Source organism: Kineosporiaceae bacterium (genome assembly GCA_016713225.1).
Lineage (GTDB): Bacteria > Actinomycetota > Actinomycetes > Actinomycetales > Kineosporiaceae > JADJPO01.
Window position 1 is genome coordinate 527,381 of sequence record JADJPO010000011.1, and the last position, 18,131, is coordinate 545,511.

Annotated in this window: 17 protein-coding genes; 5 read left to right on the top strand and 12 right to left on the bottom strand. The window is 71.3% G+C overall.

The features are described from left to right. Nucleotides 1–11: 11 nt before the first annotated feature. Nucleotides 12–230 carry a hypothetical protein gene (locus tag IPK24_25170; GenBank protein ID MBK8078744.1) on the bottom strand — a complete coding sequence of 73 codons (219 nt, stop codon included), beginning with the start codon at nucleotides 228–230 and terminating at the stop codon, nucleotides 12–14. 5 nt (nucleotides 231–235) lie between these two features. Beyond that, nucleotides 236–1,141, bottom strand: coding sequence for a mycothiol conjugate amidase Mca (gene mca, locus IPK24_25175; protein ID MBK8078745.1), 906 nt, complete (start codon nucleotides 1,139–1,141; stop codon nucleotides 236–238). Nucleotides 1,142–1,231: 90 nt separating this feature from the next. On the opposite strand from mca, the gene IPK24_25180 reads away from it, so the two are divergent. Next, nucleotides 1,232–1,714: a DUF4307 domain-containing protein gene (locus IPK24_25180; protein MBK8078746.1), complete on the top strand. Its 483-nt coding sequence runs from the start codon at nucleotides 1,232–1,234 to the stop codon at nucleotides 1,712–1,714. Between the two features lie 126 nt (nucleotides 1,715–1,840). Beyond that, on the top strand, nucleotides 1,841–2,332 hold the full coding sequence (greA, locus tag IPK24_25185; protein MBK8078747.1) for a transcription elongation factor GreA: 492 nt from the start codon (nucleotides 1,841–1,843) through the stop codon (nucleotides 2,330–2,332). 49 nt (nucleotides 2,333–2,381) lie between these two features. On the opposite strand, the gene IPK24_25190 is transcribed toward greA, so the two are convergent. Together IPK24_25190 and IPK24_25195 are read right to left on the bottom strand one after the other, a co-directional pair. Beyond that, complete coding sequence (locus tag IPK24_25190) at nucleotides 2,382–3,752, bottom strand: glutamate mutase L (protein ID MBK8078748.1); 1,371 nt, start codon at nucleotides 3,750–3,752, stop codon at nucleotides 2,382–2,384. A 34-nt stretch (nucleotides 3,753–3,786) separates the two neighbouring features. Then, nucleotides 3,787–5,001: a cystathionine gamma-synthase gene (locus IPK24_25195; protein MBK8078749.1), complete on the bottom strand. Its 1,215-nt coding sequence runs from the start codon at nucleotides 4,999–5,001 to the stop codon at nucleotides 3,787–3,789. Nucleotides 5,002–5,358: 357 nt separating this feature from the next. Here IPK24_25195 and IPK24_25200 point away from each other — a divergent pair, with 357 nt between their 5' ends. After that, nucleotides 5,359–6,978 carry a protein kinase gene (locus IPK24_25200; protein ID MBK8078750.1) on the top strand — a complete coding sequence of 540 codons (1,620 nt, stop codon included), beginning with the start codon at nucleotides 5,359–5,361 and terminating at the stop codon, nucleotides 6,976–6,978. A 50-nt stretch (nucleotides 6,979–7,028) separates the two neighbouring features. On the opposite strand, the gene hypE is transcribed toward IPK24_25200, so the two are convergent. From hypE to IPK24_25215, 3 genes are read right to left on the bottom strand one after another with little or no spacing between them, the layout of a single operon-like run. Next, on the bottom strand, nucleotides 7,029–8,105 hold the full coding sequence (gene hypE, locus IPK24_25205; protein MBK8078751.1) for a hydrogenase expression/formation protein HypE: 1,077 nt from the start codon (nucleotides 8,103–8,105) through the stop codon (nucleotides 7,029–7,031). After that, nucleotides 8,098–9,216, bottom strand: a complete 1,119-nt coding sequence (gene hypD / locus IPK24_25210) for a hydrogenase formation protein HypD (protein ID MBK8078752.1) — start codon at nucleotides 9,214–9,216, stop codon at nucleotides 8,098–8,100. The genes hypE and hypD overlap by 8 nt, the downstream gene beginning before the upstream one ends. Continuing rightward, nucleotides 9,213–9,557, bottom strand: a complete 345-nt coding sequence (locus IPK24_25215) for a HypC/HybG/HupF family hydrogenase formation chaperone (protein ID MBK8078753.1) — start codon at nucleotides 9,555–9,557, stop codon at nucleotides 9,213–9,215. Before IPK24_25215 ends, hypD begins: the two co-directional genes overlap by 4 nt. A 147-nt stretch (nucleotides 9,558–9,704) precedes the next feature. Between IPK24_25215 and IPK24_25220 the strand changes: the two genes are divergently transcribed. Further along, entirely contained in the window at nucleotides 9,705–10,817 is a 1,113-nt protein-coding gene (locus IPK24_25220) for an exo-alpha-sialidase (protein MBK8078754.1), read from the top strand. Nucleotides 10,818–10,846: 29 nt separating this feature from the next. After that, complete coding sequence (locus tag IPK24_25225) at nucleotides 10,847–11,140, top strand: MoaD/ThiS family protein (protein ID MBK8078755.1); 294 nt, start codon at nucleotides 10,847–10,849, stop codon at nucleotides 11,138–11,140. Between the two features lie 42 nt (nucleotides 11,141–11,182). On the opposite strand, the gene IPK24_25230 is transcribed toward IPK24_25225, so the two are convergent. The 5 genes from IPK24_25230 to IPK24_25250 all read right to left on the bottom strand — a co-directional run bounded on the left by IPK24_25230 (nucleotide 11,183) and on the right by IPK24_25250 (nucleotide 18,115). After that, on the bottom strand, nucleotides 11,183–13,099 hold the full coding sequence (locus tag IPK24_25230; GenBank protein MBK8078756.1) for a DUF222 domain-containing protein: 1,917 nt from the start codon (nucleotides 13,097–13,099) through the stop codon (nucleotides 11,183–11,185). Between the two features lie 120 nt (nucleotides 13,100–13,219). Continuing rightward, on the bottom strand, nucleotides 13,220–15,670 hold the full coding sequence (gene hypF / locus IPK24_25235; GenBank protein ID MBK8078757.1) for a carbamoyltransferase HypF: 2,451 nt from the start codon (nucleotides 15,668–15,670) through the stop codon (nucleotides 13,220–13,222). A gap of 32 nt (nucleotides 15,671–15,702) precedes the next feature. Further along, complete coding sequence (locus IPK24_25240) at nucleotides 15,703–16,890, bottom strand: hypothetical protein (protein ID MBK8078758.1); 1,188 nt, start codon at nucleotides 16,888–16,890, stop codon at nucleotides 15,703–15,705. Next, on the bottom strand, nucleotides 16,869–17,744 hold the full coding sequence (locus IPK24_25245; GenBank protein ID MBK8078759.1) for a NifU family protein: 876 nt from the start codon (nucleotides 17,742–17,744) through the stop codon (nucleotides 16,869–16,871). The genes IPK24_25240 and IPK24_25245 overlap by 22 nt, the downstream gene beginning before the upstream one ends. An 8-nt stretch (nucleotides 17,745–17,752) precedes the next feature. Next, complete coding sequence (locus IPK24_25250) at nucleotides 17,753–18,115, bottom strand: hypothetical protein (protein MBK8078760.1); 363 nt, start codon at nucleotides 18,113–18,115, stop codon at nucleotides 17,753–17,755. Between the last annotated feature and the right edge of the window lie 16 nt (nucleotides 18,116–18,131).

Below are 18,131 nucleotides of genomic sequence, written 5' to 3' on the forward strand. Positions count from 1 at the left end.
CGAACGCACCCTCAGCGAGCGGGCGGTTCCTCGCGGGTCTCGGCCGTCGTCACGTCCGTGGCGGCCGGATCCGGGCTGTACCGGACCTTGCGCAGGTGCCCCACCATGCTGCGGAACAGCAGGTAGGTCGCCACGGCCATCAGGAACAACACCGCGAAGCCGATGAACCCCGGGCCGAAGCCGCGAGGCGGATCGTTCGCAGCCAGCGCCGCCACTGCAGCGGTCACCATCGCCGTCACACCCTCACTCGTTCATCCACCCCGGCGAACAGGTCGTCCTCGGGGGTCGGTGCGTCCACCAGGGATCGCGCCAGTTGAAAGTCCTCGGTCGGCCACACCCGCCGTTGCAGCTCCAGGGGGATGGAGAAGAACCATCCCTGGGGATCGATCTGCGTGGCATGGGCCAGCAAGGCTCGGTCGCGAGCCTCGAAATGGTCCGCACAGTGGATCTGCGTCGTCACCGGCGGGTCGGCCTCCCGCCCCGCGGCGGCGGCCTCCTCGCGCGACTGCGCCCAGCGTTCCAACCACTCGGCGAACGGCGACTCCAGCCCGGCGTCCAGGATGGCCTGGTGCAGCGCGGTCAGCTTCGCCCACGAGAAGCCACGGTCGTAGTAGAGCTTCAGCGGTTGCCACGGGTCACCCGCGTGCGGGTAGCGGGTCTCGTCGCCGGCAGCGTCGAAGGCCTCGACCGAGACCTTGTGGCACATGATGTGGTCGGGGTGCGGATAGCCGCCGTTCTCGTCGTAGGTGATCATGACGTGGGGACGGAACGCCCGCACCAACCGCACCAAGGGCGCCGCCGCGACGTGCAGCGGCTCCAGGGCGAAGCACCCCTCGGGCAGCGGCGGCAGCGGATCGCCCTCGGGCAGACCGGAGTCGACGAAACCCAGCCACTGGTGCCGCACACCCAGGGCCTCGGCGGCCCGGGCCATCTCGTGCCGACGGAACTCGGCGATGTCCCGCAGCACGTCGGGGTCGTCCTTCAAGGCCGGGTTCAGGACGTCGCCGCGCTCTCCGCCGGTACAGGTGACCACCAGGACGTCCACGCCCTCGGCGGCGTACCGGGCCAGGGTGGCCGCTCCCTTGCTGGACTCGTCGTCCGGATGGGCGTGCACCGACATCAGCCGGAGCCTGTCCGCCATCGCCACCTCCTGGAGATTCCTGTCCGCGGATGCGAGACACTGTGTCGACGCCCCGTCGAAACGTCGAAGCACTGTCCGACACCATCCATCATGGCCGATGCCGATGCTGCCGATGCACAGCAGGTGCACACCGCCAGCCCGAGCCTCGACCGCAGCGCCGATCGCGGAGTCCCGATGAGTTCCTCCGAGCTGCTGGCCCAGCGTTACGGCCTGCCCACCGGCGCGAAGCGCTCGCGCAGCACTCTCATGGTGCTGCTGGTGGCGTTCGTCGTCATCGGCGTGGCCTTCGCGGTCTGGGGCGCGGCCTCGCGCGACCGGGCCAACGTCTACTCGACCGACCTCGGTCTCAGCGAGGTGTCCGTCGACAGCGTCACCGTCACCTTCCAGATCAGCCTGCCGGCCGGGCGGACGGCGGCCTGCACCGTCCGCGCGGTCAATGTCGGCCTGGTCGAGGTCGGCCGCAAGGATGTCCGGGTCGGCCCGTCCGAGAGCGGCCAGGTCCGCACCTCGGTGACTCTGCGCACAACAGAGCGCGCAGATGGTGGCGGAGTGAAAGCCTGTGTGCTCGACTGAGGGTTGCTAGTCTCGATCGCTCTCGTCGCTGTTCGTTCGTCTCGTGTCGTGACCTTCCCTGCTGGTCCCTTGCTGATCCCCTCTGATCCCCTGCTCATTCCCTGCTGACTTCCCCTGGAGCTTCCCGTGACCGACACCAGCGCCGTGACCTGGTTGACCCAGGAGGCCTACGACCGGCTCAGTGCCGAGTTGGCGCACCTCAGCGGCCCTGCACGCCTCGAGATCGCCAAGAAGATCGAGGAGGCGCGCCAGGAAGGTGACCTGCGCGAGAACGGCGGCTACCACGCCGCCAAGGAGGAACAGGGCAAGCGCGAGGCGCGCATCCGTCAGCTGCGCCAACTGCTGGACACCGCCCAGGTCGGCGATGCCCCGACGTCCGCGGACGGCAGTGTCACGGCCGGCATGGTGGTCACCGTCGATCTGGCCGGCGACGAGATGACGTTCCTGCTGGGGCACCGCGAGGTGGGTGGCGACACCGACCTGGACGTCTACAGCGAGAAGAGCCCGCTGGGCAGCGCGATCATCGGCCGCAAGATCGGCGAGACCGCCGCCTTCACCGCCCCGAACGGCAAACAGCTCGAGGTCAAGGTGCTCTCGGCCGAGCCGTTCGCGGGCTGAGCCGTTCGCAGGCTGACCCGTTCGCAGGGGCGAGCCTGACGCCTGCGCCTCAGCCGAAGGCCTGCGCCAGGAGGGTTCGCGCGGCGTCCGGGTGGTCGTGTGCCAGCAGTCCGGCAGCGAACACCACGTACCGCTCGTCGACCGTGACCCGCGCTGCGCGGGGCACCTTCCACCCGCCGGCATGATCGGCGGTCACCGGCTCCAGGACCGCGCGCCGCAGCGCCGGCGAACCGTGCCGCAGGACCCCGCCGCTCCCGATCACCAGCGCGACATCGTGCAGCGCCCGGCCGGAGTGACCCGGTACCGCCGGACGGGCGTGCCGGCGCACCGCGACCCGGACGGCGAGCGCCGCCAGCTGCTGTTCGCACGCCTGGTCGGCGGCCGTCGCCGGCAGCAGGCCCGGGTCGGTGCTCGCCCGGTGGGCATACTCGGCCAGCGCCGCCAGCGCACCGGAGTCGACCTCGTCGAGCAGTCGTTCGGCCGTGGCGGCAGCCAGGACTCCACGAGCGCCCCAGCGCATCCCCAGGTCACCCTCGACGGTGCGCGCCTGCCACATCGTGGCCACCACCTCACGCCGCGCGGCATCCGCCTCGCGTGGCGTGATCGCCGAGTAGACATCGGTGGTGGCCCCGCCGACGTCCACGACGAGAACGTCACCGAGCACCTCGGCCAGCACCCCGACCCCGTCGAGCACCGCATCGGGGGTGGCCGCCCGCACCAGGCGAGCGAACCGGACGCCGTCCAGTCTCTTGCGGGACAAGCCCTTTCCGCCGATCACATGACTCAGGAACAGCTCCCGGATCGCCGCGCGGGCGCCGGCCGGGGCAAGTTCCCCGATGCGCGGCAGCACGTTCGGCGCCACCTGCACCGTCCGATCACGCAGGGCGCTGCGTGCCGCGGCCGCCGCCTCGGCGTTGCCGGCGAGCACCACCGGAACCGGTAGCCGGCCGACGCCGATCCGAGAGGCGTTGTGCAGCAACACGTCCGCATTTCCGCCGTCGGTGCCACCGACCAGCAGGACGACGTCGGGCCGGGACGCTCGCAGCGCAGCCAACCCGGCGCCGTCCAACTCGCCGGCGTGCACGTGCACCACGGTTCCCCCCGCGGACAGCGCCACTCGGTGACCCGCTTCGGCGGTGACCAGGGCCTCGTAGCCGACCACCGCCAGCCGCAGCCCACCCCCCGCGCTCGAACAGACGAGCAGCCGATCCCCCCGCAGGTGGTGCTCGTCCAGGCCGGCACTCGAGGCCACCTGGCGGCGGACGGCCGCAACGCCGTCCAGGACGTCGGTCGTCAGGGTGGTCGCCGTGGCGGCGGTGGCCAGCAGAACCGGAGCACCCGACCCCGGGGTCGATGCGGAGGCCGACACGTCGACCAACACCGCCTTGGTGTACGTCGAGCCGACGTCGACACAGAGCACGGCCTCGGGGGGCGCGTCGTTCACGCCGGCTTCCTCAGGACAGGGCGCGGTCGAGGTCCGCGAGCAGATCCTCGGCGTCCTCCAACCCGACCGAGAGTCGCACCAGGTCCGATGGGACCTCGAGCGCCGAGCCCGCGACGGAGGCGTGGGTCATCCGACCGGGATGTTCGATGAGCGACTCGACGCCGCCCAGGGATTCCCCGAGGGTGAACACCTCGGTGCGCTTGCACACGCTCAACGCGTCCTCCTCGCCGCCGAGCCGGAAGCTCACCATGCCGCCGAACCGGCGCATCTGCTTCTGGGCGATGTCGTGCCCCGGGTGCTCGGCCAGCCCCGGGTAGAGCACCTGCCGCACCCGAGGGTGGGCGGTGAGGAACTCGACCACTCGCTCGGCGTTGTCGCAGTGCCGTTCCATACGGATCGCCAGGGTCTTCAGGCCGCGCTGCACCAACCAGGCATCGAAGGGCCCCGCCACCGCGCCCATCGCGTTCTGGTGGAAGGCGAGTCGTTCCGCCACGGCCGCGCCGACGTCCCCCACGCCGTCCATCCAGGGGGCCTGTGCCTCGCCGACGACCAGGGCGCCACCGACCACGTCGCTGTGGCCACCGGCGTACTTGGTGGTCGAGTGCACGACGAAGTCGGCACCCAGCGACAAGGGGTTCTGGAGGTACGGGGTGGCGAAGGTGTTGTCCACCACGAGCAACGCCCCGACGGCGTGGGCCACCTGGGCCAGCGCTGCGATGTCGGCGATCGAGAGCAGCGGGTTGGTGGGCGTCTCCACCCAGACGAGTCGGGTCTGGCCCGGGCGGATCGCGGCGGCCACGGCGGCCGGATCGGCCAGCGACACCGGGGTGTGCTGCACCCCCCAGGGACCGGCGACCCGGGCGATCAGCCGGTAACTGCCGCCGTAGGCATCGTTACCCAGCACGATGTGGTCGCCCGGGGTGGTGGTGGCCCGAATCAGGGTGTCCTCGGCCGCCAGGCCGGAGGCGAACGCCAGGCCGCGCACCAGTCGGCCGTCGCCGGGTGCCTCGAGCGAGGCGATGCAGTCCTCCAACGCGGTGCGGGTGGGGTTGGCACTGCGGCTGTACTCGTACCCCACCCCGAGGTGGGTCCGCAGGCCGCCGACGCCGTCCTGCTTGTAGGTGCTGACTTGATAGATGGGGGTGACCACCGCTCCGGTGCCGGGATCCGGCTCGCTGCCGACGTGGATCGCTCGGGTGGCGAAACCGCGATGGGTCCAGGTCAGGTCGAGGTGGGGGTCGAGGTGGGATCCGGTCCCGCTGCTGCTCACTCGGCCACGGTACGGGAGAACCCGGGGACGTGAGCCATCACACCTGCACCCACACCGGCACGGACGGCACCCCGCGTACGAAAACCGCCGAGGTCCACTCTTGGTGTCGAGGGTGACCGCTCGGCGCCGATGACACCCCGCCTACGGCTGCGGAGGGTCATCAGTGCAACACAACGAGCATTCGGAACGTAATCCGATCGTGAGGGATGGCATGCGGTCTCGAGTCACCGGCTCGTGGCGATGACGGTAAGTTGGGCACCCGAGGGCCGCCCATCGGCACCAGGGGCGCAGGGGGCGCAGGAGGGGGATCACGTGAGTCATCACCCCGGAGAGACGCGCCCCGACGCCGACACCGCCTCGATTCCCCACATCCACGTCCGGACCGCTCTCACGCTGGGCACGCTGTTGCGTGGCCGCTACCGACTGACCCAGGTCATCGGCCGGGGCGGTATGGCCGACGTCTACCGTGCCACCGACGAGGTGCTCGGGCGCCATGTCGCGATCAAGGCGTTCCGGCCCGGTACCGATGGCGACAGCGATCGGCTGCGCTTCCTCGGCGAGGTGCGCACCCTGGCCGGCCTGGCGCACCCGCACCTGGTGCGGCTCTTCGACGGCGGGCAGGACGACGCCCAGCCCTGGTGCGCCATGCACTATCTGGACGGCGGCACGCTCTCGGATCTGATTCTCCAGGCCGAACGCGGCCAGGGTGTGGATCCTCATCGCGTGGCGGGCATCGGCGCCCAGATCGCCGACGGCCTGGCCTACATCCACGAGCAGGGGATCATTCACCGAGACGTCAAGCCGAGCAATGTGCTGCTCGACACCGCCGGTGATGCCTACCTGTCGGACTTCGGCGTGGCCCAACTGATCGACGCCACGCGGATGACCAGCACCGGCACCTTGCTGGGTACGGCCGCCTACCTCTCCCCCGAGCAGGTGCAGGGGGCGGTCGCCACGCCCGCGGTCGATGTCTACGCCTTGGGCCTGGTGCTGCTCGAGGCGCTGACCGGGATGCGCGAGTTCCCGGGAGCACCGGTGGAGTCCGCGGTCGCCAGGCTGTCCCGCCCGCCTCAGGTGCCCGAGGCCCTCGGCCCTGACTGGGTGGCCCTGCTCACGGCGATGACCGCGGCCGACCCGGCGGATCGACCCGACGCTGCCGCGGTGGCGCGTCACCTGAACGCCCGCTCGAAGGGGCTCGACGAGCCCGCCGCCGCCGCACTCCCCGTGCCGCGGTCGCCCGGCCTGCTCTCGCCGGCGGCGCCACCGGCACCGTCGCGGGTGACGGTGTTCGGGCCGGAGGAGTCGCGGGTGCCGATGCAGGGCTGGCAGCCCAACACCCCACCCTCGACCGCGTGGCGCCCGTCGAGCTGGACGCCGCCGACGCCTGAGCACGCCGAAGAGATCGAGCGGTCGAGCCACCTCATCACCAAGGCCCTGGCCCTGGCCCCCGCCCGCACGATGGGTATCGCCCTGGCTGCCGGCATCGTGCTGGTCGGCGGCTGGCAGGTGTCCCACCGGGGCGACGACCAGGTGAGGATCGCCCCACAGTCGAGCACGGGTGACGTCGGCTCCGGCCAGACCGCCGACCCGGGCAACGGCCTCACGGCCCCCTCCACCGGCGCCGGGGCGACCCTGTCGACGGCGTCGAGCGGCATGGGCCGAGCGGGGGCAGGTCGGCGTGCGGTGACCCGGGGCCAGCAGAACGCTGCCGGCCCCACGGCCACCACGACCAAGAAGCTCACACCCACACCGAGCACGACCGGCACGAAGCCGACCCCCAGCTCCACGACCACGGACGCCGTCCCCACCCCGACGGGGCCCACCAGCGAACCCTCGCCGACGATCACCACCGATGCCCCGACGGTCGACCCGACACCGACGCCGCCGAGCCCGGACCCCACGACGCGACCGCCGGCTACGCCGACACCCTGACGACGCGTTCGTCGGCTCGCCTCGCCGGAGTCAGCAGGGATCAGCAGGGATCAGCAGATCCGCGGGAGGACCTCACCCAGCGGCAGGTCGACCACCCGCGTGCCACCGAAGCCGGTCCGGGCGACCACCATGCCCGGGTGCTCCTCGACAACGGTGCCGACGACCGTGGCCCGACGACCGTGCTCGTGGCCGCGCATGGCCGCCAACACCTGGTCGACGTGAGCCGGCGGTACGAGGGCCACCAGCTTGCCCTCGTTGGCCACGTAGAGCGGGTCCAGGCCCAGGACGGCGCAGGCGTTGGCGACCGCCTCCGGCACCGGCAGCGAGCGCTCGATGAGGTCGATGCCGAGGCCGGCGGCTTCGGCGATCTCGTTCAAGCTGGCCGCGAGTCCGCCGCGGGTGGGATCGCGCAGCACATGGACGTCGGGACAGACGGCGAGCATGGCCGCGACCAATCCGTGCAGCGGCGCGGTGTCCGAGACGATCTCGGTGCCGAACTGCAGGCCCTCACGCACGCTCATGACGGCCATGCCGTGCACCCCGAGGTCGCCGCTGACGATCACCACGTCACCGGGTCTGGCCCGCTGCGGACGGATGTCGACGCCGTCCGGCACCACCCCGATGCCCGCCGTGGTGACGTACACGCCGTCGCCGTGCCCGGTGTCGACCACCTTGGTGTCACCGGTGACGATACTGACCCCGGCTGCGGTGGCGGCCCGTCCCATGGCGTCGGCGATCCGCCCGACCACGTCCAGCGGGGTGCCCTCCTCGAGGATGAAGGCCGCCGACAGGTGCACCGGCACGGCGCCGCTCATGGCCAGGTCGTTGATGGTGCCGTGGACGGCGAGATCGCCCAGGCAGCCCCCCGGGAAGAACATCGGGCGCACGACGTGAGAGTCGGTCGAGAAGGCCAACCGGGTGCCGCCGATGGTCACCACGGCACTGTCGGAGGTGCCCGCCGGGCTGGCGGTCGCGGCGTCCGACCCGCCGGACAGCGCCGGCAGGAACAGGTGCCGGACCAGCTCGGCCGACATCGCCCCGCCCCCGCCGTGACCGAGTACGACGACGGGTGAGGTGCGCAGCGGCAGCGGACAGGTCCAGCCGTCGATGTCCAGGGCCTCAGCCAACGGGGGTCTCCTGCCGAGCCGGGCCGTCCAGGCGACGGTAGAGGTAGTAGGCGGCGCAGGCGCCCTCACTGGACACCATGGTGGCGCCCAACGGGTTACGCGGGGTGCACGTGGTGCCGAAGGCCTCGCACTCGCGGGGTTTGATCAACCCTTGCAGGACGTCGCCACTGCGACAGTCGGGTGACTCGACCGTGCGGATGCCGCTGACGTCGAAGCGCCGCTCGGCGTCCCAGTCGTGGTACCGCTCGCTCAGCTGCCAGCCGGACCCGGGGATCACCCCGATGCCCCGCCAGGCCCGATCGGTGACCTCGAAGACGTCCGCCAGCATGGCCTGGGCCGCCGGGTTCCCCTCGGCGGGAACGGCTCTCGGATAGGCGTTCTCCACCTCGGCACGCCCGTCCTCGAGCTGGTGGACGGTGCGGCGGATGCCCTCGAGGATGTCGAGGGGTTCGAATCCGGTGACCACGATCGGGACGCCGTACCGCTGGGCCAGCGGGGGGTACTCAGCCGTGCCCATCACGCTGCAGACGTGTCCGGCGGCCAGGAACGCCTGTACCCGACAGCTCGGCGACTCCATGATCGCGGTGATGGCCGGGGGGACCCTGACGTGCGAGACCAGCAGGCTGAAGTTGGTGATGCCCAGGCGTTTGGCCTGGTGCACCGTCATGGCGTTCGGTGGGGCGGTGGTCTCGAAGCCGATGCCGAAGAACACCACCTGGCGGTCGGGGTGTGCCTTGGCCAACTCGAGGGCGTCCAGCGGCGAGTAGACCACCCGGACGTCACCACCGGCGCTCTTGACCCGGAACAGGTCGACCTCGCTGCCGGGCACCCGCAGCATGTCGCCGAAGGAACAGAAGATCACCTCTGGTCGCGCGGCGATCGCCAGCGCCTTGTCGATGATCTCGAGCGGGGTGACGCAGACCGGGCAGCCCGGTCCGTGGATCAGCTCGATCTGCTCGGGCAGCAACTGATCGATGCCGTGCCGGATGATCGAATGGGTCTGGCCGCCACAGACCTCCATGATCGCCCAGGGGCGGGTGACGGTGGCGCGGATGTCGTCGAGCAACCGCTGGGCGAGGTCGGGGTCGTTGAACTCCTCGACGTACTTCATGCGGACGCCGCCGCCCCCGGGAGCTGTGCCTCCCCAGGAACCTGTGCCTCCCCTGAAGCCTGCGCCTCCCCCACCTCGGCGGCGGCCCGGCCCCAGGAGTCGCCGAACTCCTCGTCCATGATGCCGAGGCTCTCGAACAGCGCCAGGGTCTCGAGCGCGGAAGCCTCGTCGAGCTTCTGGATGGCGAACCCGACGTGGACGATCGTGTAGTCGCCGACCCCGATGTCGGGCAGGTACGCCAGGCAGACGTCCTTGACCACGCCGCCGAAGTCGACCTTGGCCATGCGGGTTCCGTCCCGATGCTGCACGTCGATGATCTTTCCGGGTACGGCCAGGCACATGGTGGACTCCTCGCGCTGCTGGGGACGAGCCGGTGTCCGTGCACCGTACCTGTCCGGATCGTCGATGTGGTGCGGCGCACACCCGAAAGTGACATGACGGGTCAGGCGTAGGAGGCTGGCCGCCACAACACCACGATGGAGGCGGGCATGGCAGGAGTCAGGGTTCTGGTGGGCACCCGTAAGGGTGCGTTCGTGCTCACCTCGGACGAGGCGCGGCGCGACTGGCAGGTCGCGGGGCCGCACTTCCTGGGGTGGGAGACCTACCACGTAGCCGGCTCCCCGCTGAATCCGGACCGGATCTGGGCGGCACCCTCGATGGGCTGGTTCGGCCAGCAGGTGCACCGATCCGACGACGGTGGGGCCACCTGGACGGCGGTGGGCAACGAGTTCGCCTACGCCACCGACCCCGGCACCCACCAGTGGTACGACGGCACACCGCACCCGTGGGAGTTCGCCCGGGTGTGGCATCTGGCGCCGTCCGTGCACGATCCGGACGTCGTGTTCGCGGGGGTCGAGGACGCCGGGCTGTTCCGGTCGTCGGACGCCGGTGCCACCTGGCAGGAGGTGCCGGCGCTGCGTGACGTGTCCGGGTCGGCCTGGCAACCGGGAGCGGGCGGGCTCTGCCTGCACACGATCCTGCAGCACCCCAGCGACTCGGCGCGGATGACCGTGGCGATCTCGGCGGCCGGGTGCTTCCGCACCGACGACGGCGGGGCGTCGTGGCGTCCGGTCACCAAGGGGCTGCGCTCGGGGGAGATCCCGAACGAGACCGCGACCGTGGGGCACTGCGTACACAAGCTCGCCGCTCACCCCTCCGCGCCGGACACCGTGTTCATGCAGAAGCACTGGGACGTCATGCGCACCGACGACGGCGGCGAGAACTGGACCGAGGTCAGCGGGGACCTGCCGACCGACTTCGGTTTCCCGATCGCCGTGCACCCCCACGAACCGCAGACGGTGTACGTCGTGCCGATCACGAGCGACTCCCACCACGTGCCGCCGGACGGCAAGCTGCGGGTCTACCGCTCCCGCACCGGGGGCGGCACCTGGGAACCGCTGACCGCCGGGCTGCCGCAGGAACACTGCTATGTCAACGTGTTGCGCGATGCCATGGCGGTTGACTCGCTCGACTCGGCCGGGGTCTATGTCGGCACCACCGGCGGTCAGGTGTATGCCTCCGCCGACTCCGGGGACACCTGGGCGCCGATCGTGCGGGACCTGCCGGCCGTGCTGTCGGTCGAGGCCCAGACCCTGCCGTGACCAGCGAACCCGGCACGAACACCGTGCCGGTGCGGGTGGTGCTGCCCGCCCACCTGCGCGACCTGGCCAAGGTCACCGGCGAGGTGAGCCTGGACGTCGTCCCGCCGGTCTGCATCGCCTCGGTGCTGGACGCCGCCGAGACCCGCTTCCCGGTGCTGCGCGGTGCGATTCGGGCGCATGGCGGCGGACCACGCCGCCCGTTCGTGCGGTTCTTCGCCTGCCAGGACGACTGGTCGCACGAGCCGGTGGACGCCCCCCTGCCCGACGCCGTCGCCCGCGGCGAGGAGCCGTTGCTGGTCGTCGGGGCGATGGCCGGCGGCTGAGGACTCGACCGGTCCGACGCAACTCGGACCCTCGCGACGGCATCACGGTGGTTCACCCGGCGATGATTCGGGGCCGTCACCTTCCTCGGCGAGGCCGTTCCCGGCCTCTCGGCTGCACCAGGGCGACGGCCGTACGCCCGCGTCGAGGTCGAGGGTGAGCTGGTCGCCGAGGTGGGTGGCGAGGTCGTGGGCGCGGGTCTCGTCGTCGTGGATGGTGTTGCGGACGGGTCGTTGCAGTGGGTCGATCCAGGGTGGGGGGATGACCCAGGGCACTCCGTTGATCATGGTGATGGTCCAGATCCCGGCGTGGACGCCGGTGTGGTCGCGCTCGCAGACCAGGGCCATTGCGTCGACGTCGGTCAGTCCGCCCTCGGCCCAGGGCACGACGTGGTGGACGTCGCACCAGTCCGGTGGGGCGGTGCAGCCGGGGATGATGCAGCCCCGATCTCGGGCGAACACCGCCCGGCGTTGCGCCGGGGTGGCCAAACGTTGGGCACGGCCTTGAGCCAGCACCGCTCCGTTGCCGTCGAGGATGGTGGGGGAGATCAGGGCGGTGCAGAGGTTCTGGGCCAGGACATGGCGGGGTAGGGGGCCGCCGCCAGGTCCCAGGTCGCTGCCCAGCCCGGCGCCGGGGGTGGGTGTGGACCGTAGGGCGGCGGTGAGTTGGTCGAGGGTGGCGATCAGGGAGATGCGCACGCCCGTGGACGGTGGTGGGGTGGGCTTACGCCGGGTGGCGGGCGCGGTAGCCGGGCTTGTCGAGGTCGGCTCGTTGGATGACGCCGAGCCACGGCCACTGCCACTGCCGCCGTTGCTGGTGTCGTCGCCGGGTCTGGTGGCGGTGTCCGTCGGGGAGGCGGTGTGGCTTGGGGCTGCGACGTCGTCGGCTGGCCTCTGGTCGGTGTCGGTGTCGGGGTCGGTGCCGCGGTGCAGGGCAAGGCGGGCCAGGTGGGTCAAGGCGTCGGCGCGGCGTTGCGCGGCGGTCCTTGGGTCACGCAGCGGCAGTTCACCCTGGACCTGCCCCTCCTCACCAGCCTCAGCGTCAGCCTCGGTGTCGGTGGTCGTGCTGGCCTTGGTGGGTTTGCTCAACGCATGGATCACGTTCCGGACGATCAGCCCATCCGCGGGCGACAACGCGAACCGGCCGACCAGCATCCCGTTGCTGTCGGTGCCCAGGTGCAGGTACCGCTTCTCGTGAGCCTTCGGGTCGAACCCCCGGTCCGGGTTCAATGCCTCTTCCAACTGGGTGCACAGTCGCCGGAACACGTGCGGGGCATGCTTGCGGGCCATCCCGGCCAAGAACTCATCCACCCGCTGGACTCCGGAGATCCCGTCGGGGTCGATATGGCTCAGCACATCCTTGTCGATGCGCCCCAGACACCCGACCGCATGATCGACATGACGGCGGGAGATGTCCCCCGCCGCCAACGCTGCTCCGACCTCGGGTAGTCCCAGCGCCGCCGTGCCCAGACCCGCACCGTCGCTGTCGTCGGCGACGCCGACCCCCGCGCCGTCCGGGTCGAGGGCGCGCGCGGCGGCGACGTCGCGAGCGGCGGTGCCGGGATCGACCCGCAGCGCGTGGACCAGGAACGTGGCGGCGACCTTGCCGGGCACGCAGCAGGTCGGCATCGCCTCCGGCCGATCATCCAACGCCCGCACCAGGTGCACGGTGGCCGCCTCGACCTGGTTGGCCAGCCGGTGCACGGCGATGAGCGCGTCGCGCAGTTCAGCGTCTGACAGGGTGAGGGTTGGTGCCGTGTGCAGTGAGCAGACCTGCGCCGATACCTCCGCCACCAAGGCAGCCAACCGGCCCCCACCGAAGCTGCCCACACTGAGTCCGCCCGCATCGGCGCTGCCGGCGCCCGGTCCGCCGGGACCGGCCTCACCCTGGCCGGGGCCACCCAGGCCGGCGGTCCCGGCGGCGGGGTCGCCGTCCGGGATCGGGGTCTGGTCCGGTTCCATGCATCAGACACTAGGGGCGACCACCGACAACCAAGACGCACGATTCGGTGATGAAAGCCATTGCAGCAGAATGACTCTTGTGAACTGATTCACTGTCACAGAGCAGCCCCGCAGGTCACTTTACCTATCGGGAGGACCCTGCCCACAGCTCGCCGGGAAGGGGCCGGTGACGATCCGCCGCTGAGCACCCACAGCGATCTGTCCCAGGGCGAGGCCACCGTCGTTCGGGGGTACCAGCCGGTGGGTGAGCGCCGTGAACCCTCGCGCGGACAGCGCCCGGCGCGTCATGGTGAGCAGGAGCCCGTTGCAGAACACCCCACCGGACAGCGCCACTCGGCGGTCGTCCACCAGCGAGACGGATCGCTCGGCCACGTCCGCCACGGCCGTGGCGATGGCGCGATGGAAGCCCAGTGCGATGCTCCCGGGTGCCCGCCCCGCACGGACGTCGTCCACGAGCTGGCGGATCAAGACGGCGATGTCCCAGCGCGAGGGGGCAGGGCCGATCGGCTCACGACCGACGGCCTCAGCGTCCTGCACCCCGAGCAACGGCGCGCCCAGCAACGGCACGGCGTACTCCCCCGGCTCGACCCCGTCGCGTTCGGCCACCTCGGCGAGAGCCTGCAGTTCCATCGCGGCCTGAGCCTCGTACCCGGCGTGGTGGCAGACCCCGAGCAACGAGGCGGCGGCGTCGAACAAGCGGCCCATGCTCGACGTCGGGACACACCCCAGACCGGTCTCGAGCTGGTGCGCCACCACCCGGCGCTCGTGGTCCGGGCAGGCAGCCACTGGCGGCAGAGCGCCGATACCCTCTGCGTCCCAGTCGATCCCGGCATGCCAGAGCTGAGCCAACGCCATGCGATAGGTGCGCTGCACCGTGGCATCTCCCCCGGGCAACGGCACGTAGTCGAGATGCGCCAGCCGGGTGAAGCCGTCGTAGCGGGCGAGCATCACCTCGCCGCCCCAGATCGCCCCGTCGGGGCCGAAACCCGTTCCGTCGAAGGCGAATCCGAGCACCCGCGCGTCCGGATCAACCTGGTTCTCGGCCATCACCGCCGCGAGATGCGCGTGGTGATGCTGGACGACGACCGGCGGCTCCAGCCCGTCGGCCGCCGCCCGCCGCCGCGCCCAGGCGGCACTGCGGTACCCGGGATGGGCGTCGCTGACCAGCCGGTGTGGCGTCACCTCGACCAGCGCCTGCACCTGGGCGACGGCGTGCTCGAGAGCGGTCTGGGTGGCCAGGTCGTCCATGTCCCCCAGGTGACCCGACATCCAGGCGGATCGACCCTGTGCCAGGCAGAACGTGTTCTTCAGGTCTCCCCCGACGGCGAGGGTGTCGGCCACCTCGAACGGCAGCGTGACCGGCATCGGAGCGAAGCCCCGGGACCGCCGGATCGGCAGCTCGGCGCCGTCCGCGACGGTGACCACCGAGTCGTCGCACGGCACGTGGATCGCCCGGTCGTGACGCAGCCAGGCATCGGCGATGCCGGCCAGCCGCTCCAGCGCCGCGGCGTCGTCGGTGACGATCGGCTCGCCGGCCAGGTTGCCGCTCGTCAGCACCAACACCCCAGGGCCGCCGGCGTCGCCGTCGAGGCCGAACAACATCTGGTGCAACGCCGAGGGCGGCAACATCACCCCGAGCCGCCCCACCCGCGGCGCCACTTCGTCGGCGACCACCGGCTCGCAGGGCGGCGACACCTCCGACGACGTCCCGTCAGCGGGGCGCACCGCGGGCAGCAGCACGATGGGACGCCGCGGCGAGGTCAGCAGGCCGGCCGCCGCCTCGTCGACCTCGACGATCCGGCGAGCCGTGGCGAGGTCGGGCACCAGAACCGCAAACGGCTTGTCACCGCGGTGCTTTCGCCGACGGAGCCGGGCCACGGCTGCTGGGTCGGTGGCGTCACAGGCCAGGTGATAGCCGCCGATGCCCTTCACGGCGACGATGCCACCGCCCGCCAGCACCTCGCGGGCGCGGGCCAACGCCACCTCGCGGTGGCACGGCGCCACGCCGGGTTCGATGAACTCGAGCACCGGCCCACACGCATGGCAGGCGATCGGCTGAGCGTGAAAGCGACGGTCGGTCGGATCGGCATACTCCCGGGCGCACTCGGCGCACATGGCGAAGCCGGCCATGGTCGTCATCGGCCGGTCGTAGGGCAGCCCCGTGACGATCGTGAATCGTGGCCCGCAATTCGTGCAGGTGATGAACGGGTGGCGATAGCGCCGGTCCGCCGGGTCGGTCAGCTCGGCCGAACAGTCGGCACAGGTGGCGACATCAGCCGGAACCAGGGTGCGCCGTCCGGGCGATCCGGTAGCTGCGGCACCCGAGGTGGCAATGGTGAACCCGCTCTCGGCGCGCGCCGGCAGGTCTCGCCAGGTCACCGATTCGACCACCGCCAGGGCCGGTGCCTCGGCCTCGATCGCCCGGCAGAACGACTCGACGTCCGGCGGGGCGCCCTGCACCTGGGCCAGCACACCGTCGAGGTCATTGCTCACCTCGCCGGTGAGCCCGAGCCGCATGGCCAGCGTGTAGACGAAGGGTCGAAACCCCACTCCCTGGACGACGCCCCGCACCCGTACCTCGCGCCGCACCGTCGTCGCCAGGCTCAGGGGCGGTTCCACAGGACCACCCGATTGTTGCCGGAGTCGGCGACGGCGAGCACATCACCGTGCCCGTCCAAGCGAGGGTCGCGCACCGCGGACAAGCCGTACGGCCAGCAGAAGCCGTCGGGAGTGACCGCCGTCCAGCGGTTCTCGCCCGCCGGGTCGAACCCGTGCTGCCCCAGGACCGCGTCCGCCGGCGTGGCAACCGGTTGCGCCGCCGGCCTGCGCCAGCCCAGAACCCGGTTGTTCGCCGTGTCCCCGACCAGTAGCTCACCCTCCAGACATGTTGCCGCATAGGGGAATCGGAGCCTGGATGGCCCCTGCGGCACATGCGGCATCTCGGCTGCCGACGTGAACCCGGGCTGGCCGAGCACGAGATCGGCGGGGCGGTCGGCGTCCAGTGGCAGCCGCCAGCCGAGCACTCGATGGTTGCCGGCATCGGCTACCCACAACACGTCGCCGGCGGCGTCCGGCACCACGGCGATGGCATGCGGCCAGCGAAAGGAGTCGGCCGCGACATCGGCGCCGCGGTTCTCGTCCCGGTCGCCCGGGGCGCCTTGCCCGATGATCACATCGGCGGGGCGACAAGGATCGAAACCCGTTGTGGGTGAGGTATTCCAACCGAGTACTCGGCGGTTTCCGGTGTCGCAGACCCACAGCCATCCGTCGTGCCAGGTGACCCCGAACGGCCAATAGAGCGAGGCCGCATCGGCGTCGCCACCACGGTTGGGCTCGATGCTCGACAGGTTGGGTTGCCCCAGCCACCACACCGGCTCCGGATCGTGCCGATCGAGGGCGCCGTCGTAGGCCACGAGGCGATGGTTCCAGCCGTCGGCGACCAGCAGCAGTCCCTCGGCCAATGCGAGCCCGGTCGGCAGGAACAACCCCCGCTCGGGACCACGGCCCCCGGCCTGCGGCCCCTCCGAGTACGGGTCGGCCTGGCCGATCACCACCGCACAATCCGCCGCGTCCGTCGTCGGAACGTCCGGCCACACCATCAGCCGGTGGTTTCCCGTGTCGGCGGCGATGACGCGTACCGCCGCCTCCCCGGCGTCCAAGAGCACTCCGCGCGGGCCGTAGAGCTGGGACGGCGTCGGGTCGGCGTCGGGCAGCGCCAGGCTCAGTTCGGAGGCGGCACCGAGAACCCGAAGCGGCTGCCAGCCACCGGTCAGGTCCCCAGTCGCACCCACACCCGATCACCGTCCACCCGGGCGGGATAGGCATCCAGCCGCTTGTCGCCGGCCGAGATGCACTCCCCTGTCAGCGCCTGGTACTTGTACCCGTGCCACGGGCAGGTGAGCACGGCGCCCTCGCCGTCCACCATGGCCCGCTCCAACGAGAAGCCTGCGTGGGCACAGGCATTGCGATAGGCGGACACCTGGTCGCCGATGCGCACCAGGGCGATCGCGCCCGGGTCGGACGGCGCACCGGTCGCGGTGACTCCCGGCGGATGCCAGAGCGTCACCCGGCCGTCGGCCACCTCGGCCAGCTCCGGACCCTTGGTCCACTGGGTGCGCACGCTGATCGAGCCCAGCCCGATGGTCACCGGCGCAGGTTCGTCCGGCACCACCTCGACCCGCTCGAGCCCCGCCCGGGTGATCAGCGCGGTCTCGACCAGCTCGCGCAGCGTGGTCGCCGATTGCGAGCAGCCACTGCAGGCCCCGGACAGCCGGACCTTCGCCACCGGCGGCTCGACCGCGATCAGCTCGACTCCGCCACCATGGGATTCGAGGTAGGGGCGCACCTCGTCGAGGGCCTGCTGGGCCAGGGTCATCGGGTCGGCCCGCACGATGCCGTGCATCACCAGCAGGGCGTAGACCACCGGGTCGTCGACGAGCTCGAACAGCAGCTCCTTGCCCCGCGGATCCTCCTTGAGTCGCCGGACGACGCGCAGCAGGCCTTCGCGGTGGAATCCCTCGACCGCGGCCTTCAGGTCCATCGCCACCCGGCGTGAGGGTGCGTCGAGCAGCTCGGCGCGCTCGACCGCGGTGTCGACCCGGCGCGCCGCGGCGTCCAGCTCGCCAGCTGTGGTCTCTGTCGTCATCAGTTCTCCTAGAGGTGCCCCGACAGGGCCAGTTCGATGCCCTGGTCGACCTTGACCGTGAGCACGTCGGCGAACGCGCGCACCGCGAGCTCCTGCAGCACCTCGGCCACGGTGCCCGAGTGGGTGCCCTCGACCCGCCGCTTCTCGCAGGCCCCCAGCACGAACATCGCCCCGGCGGCGTTGTCCAGCAGGAAGTCTCGCAGCACGGCGCGAACGAACTCATCCAGCCAGACGCCCTCACCCTGCGGGTCGGCGCGCAACGCGGCCAGAGCCGGCTCGAGCCCGCCGGTGCGTTGCACCAGGCGCTCGACGAACCGTTCGGCGGCGGTGTTGACCAGGAAGTCGAACTGCGCGCGTTCGTGCAGCTCCATCAGCCGCTCACCCCCA

What these genes read in the sequence shown, in the direction of transcription:
- mca (MBK8078745.1), bottom strand. Translation starts at nt 1,141, where the DNA reads ATGGCGGACAGGCTCCGGCTGATGTCGGTGCACGCCCATCCGGACGAC.
- IPK24_25180 (MBK8078746.1), top strand. Translation starts at nt 1,232, where the DNA reads ATGGCCGATGCCGATGCTGCCGATGCACAGCAGGTGCACACCGCCAGC.
- hypD (MBK8078752.1), bottom strand. Translation starts at nt 9,216, where the DNA reads ATGAAGTACGTCGAGGAGTTCAACGACCCCGACCTCGCCCAGCGGTTG.
- IPK24_25170 (MBK8078744.1), bottom strand. Translation starts at nt 230, where the DNA reads ATGGTGACCGCTGCAGTGGCGGCGCTGGCTGCGAACGATCCGCCTCGC.
- IPK24_25220 (MBK8078754.1), top strand. Translation starts at nt 9,705, where the DNA reads ATGGCAGGAGTCAGGGTTCTGGTGGGCACCCGTAAGGGTGCGTTCGTG.
- IPK24_25230 (MBK8078756.1), bottom strand. Translation starts at nt 13,099, where the DNA reads ATGGAACCGGACCAGACCCCGATCCCGGACGGCGACCCCGCCGCCGGG.
- IPK24_25245 (MBK8078759.1), bottom strand. Translation starts at nt 17,744, where the DNA reads ATGACGACAGAGACCACAGCTGGCGAGCTGGACGCCGCGGCGCGCCGG.
- IPK24_25250 (MBK8078760.1), bottom strand. Translation starts at nt 18,115, where the DNA reads ATGGAGCTGCACGAACGCGCGCAGTTCGACTTCCTGGTCAACACCGCC.
- IPK24_25215 (MBK8078753.1), bottom strand. Translation starts at nt 9,557, where the DNA reads ATGTGCCTGGCCGTACCCGGAAAGATCATCGACGTGCAGCATCGGGAC.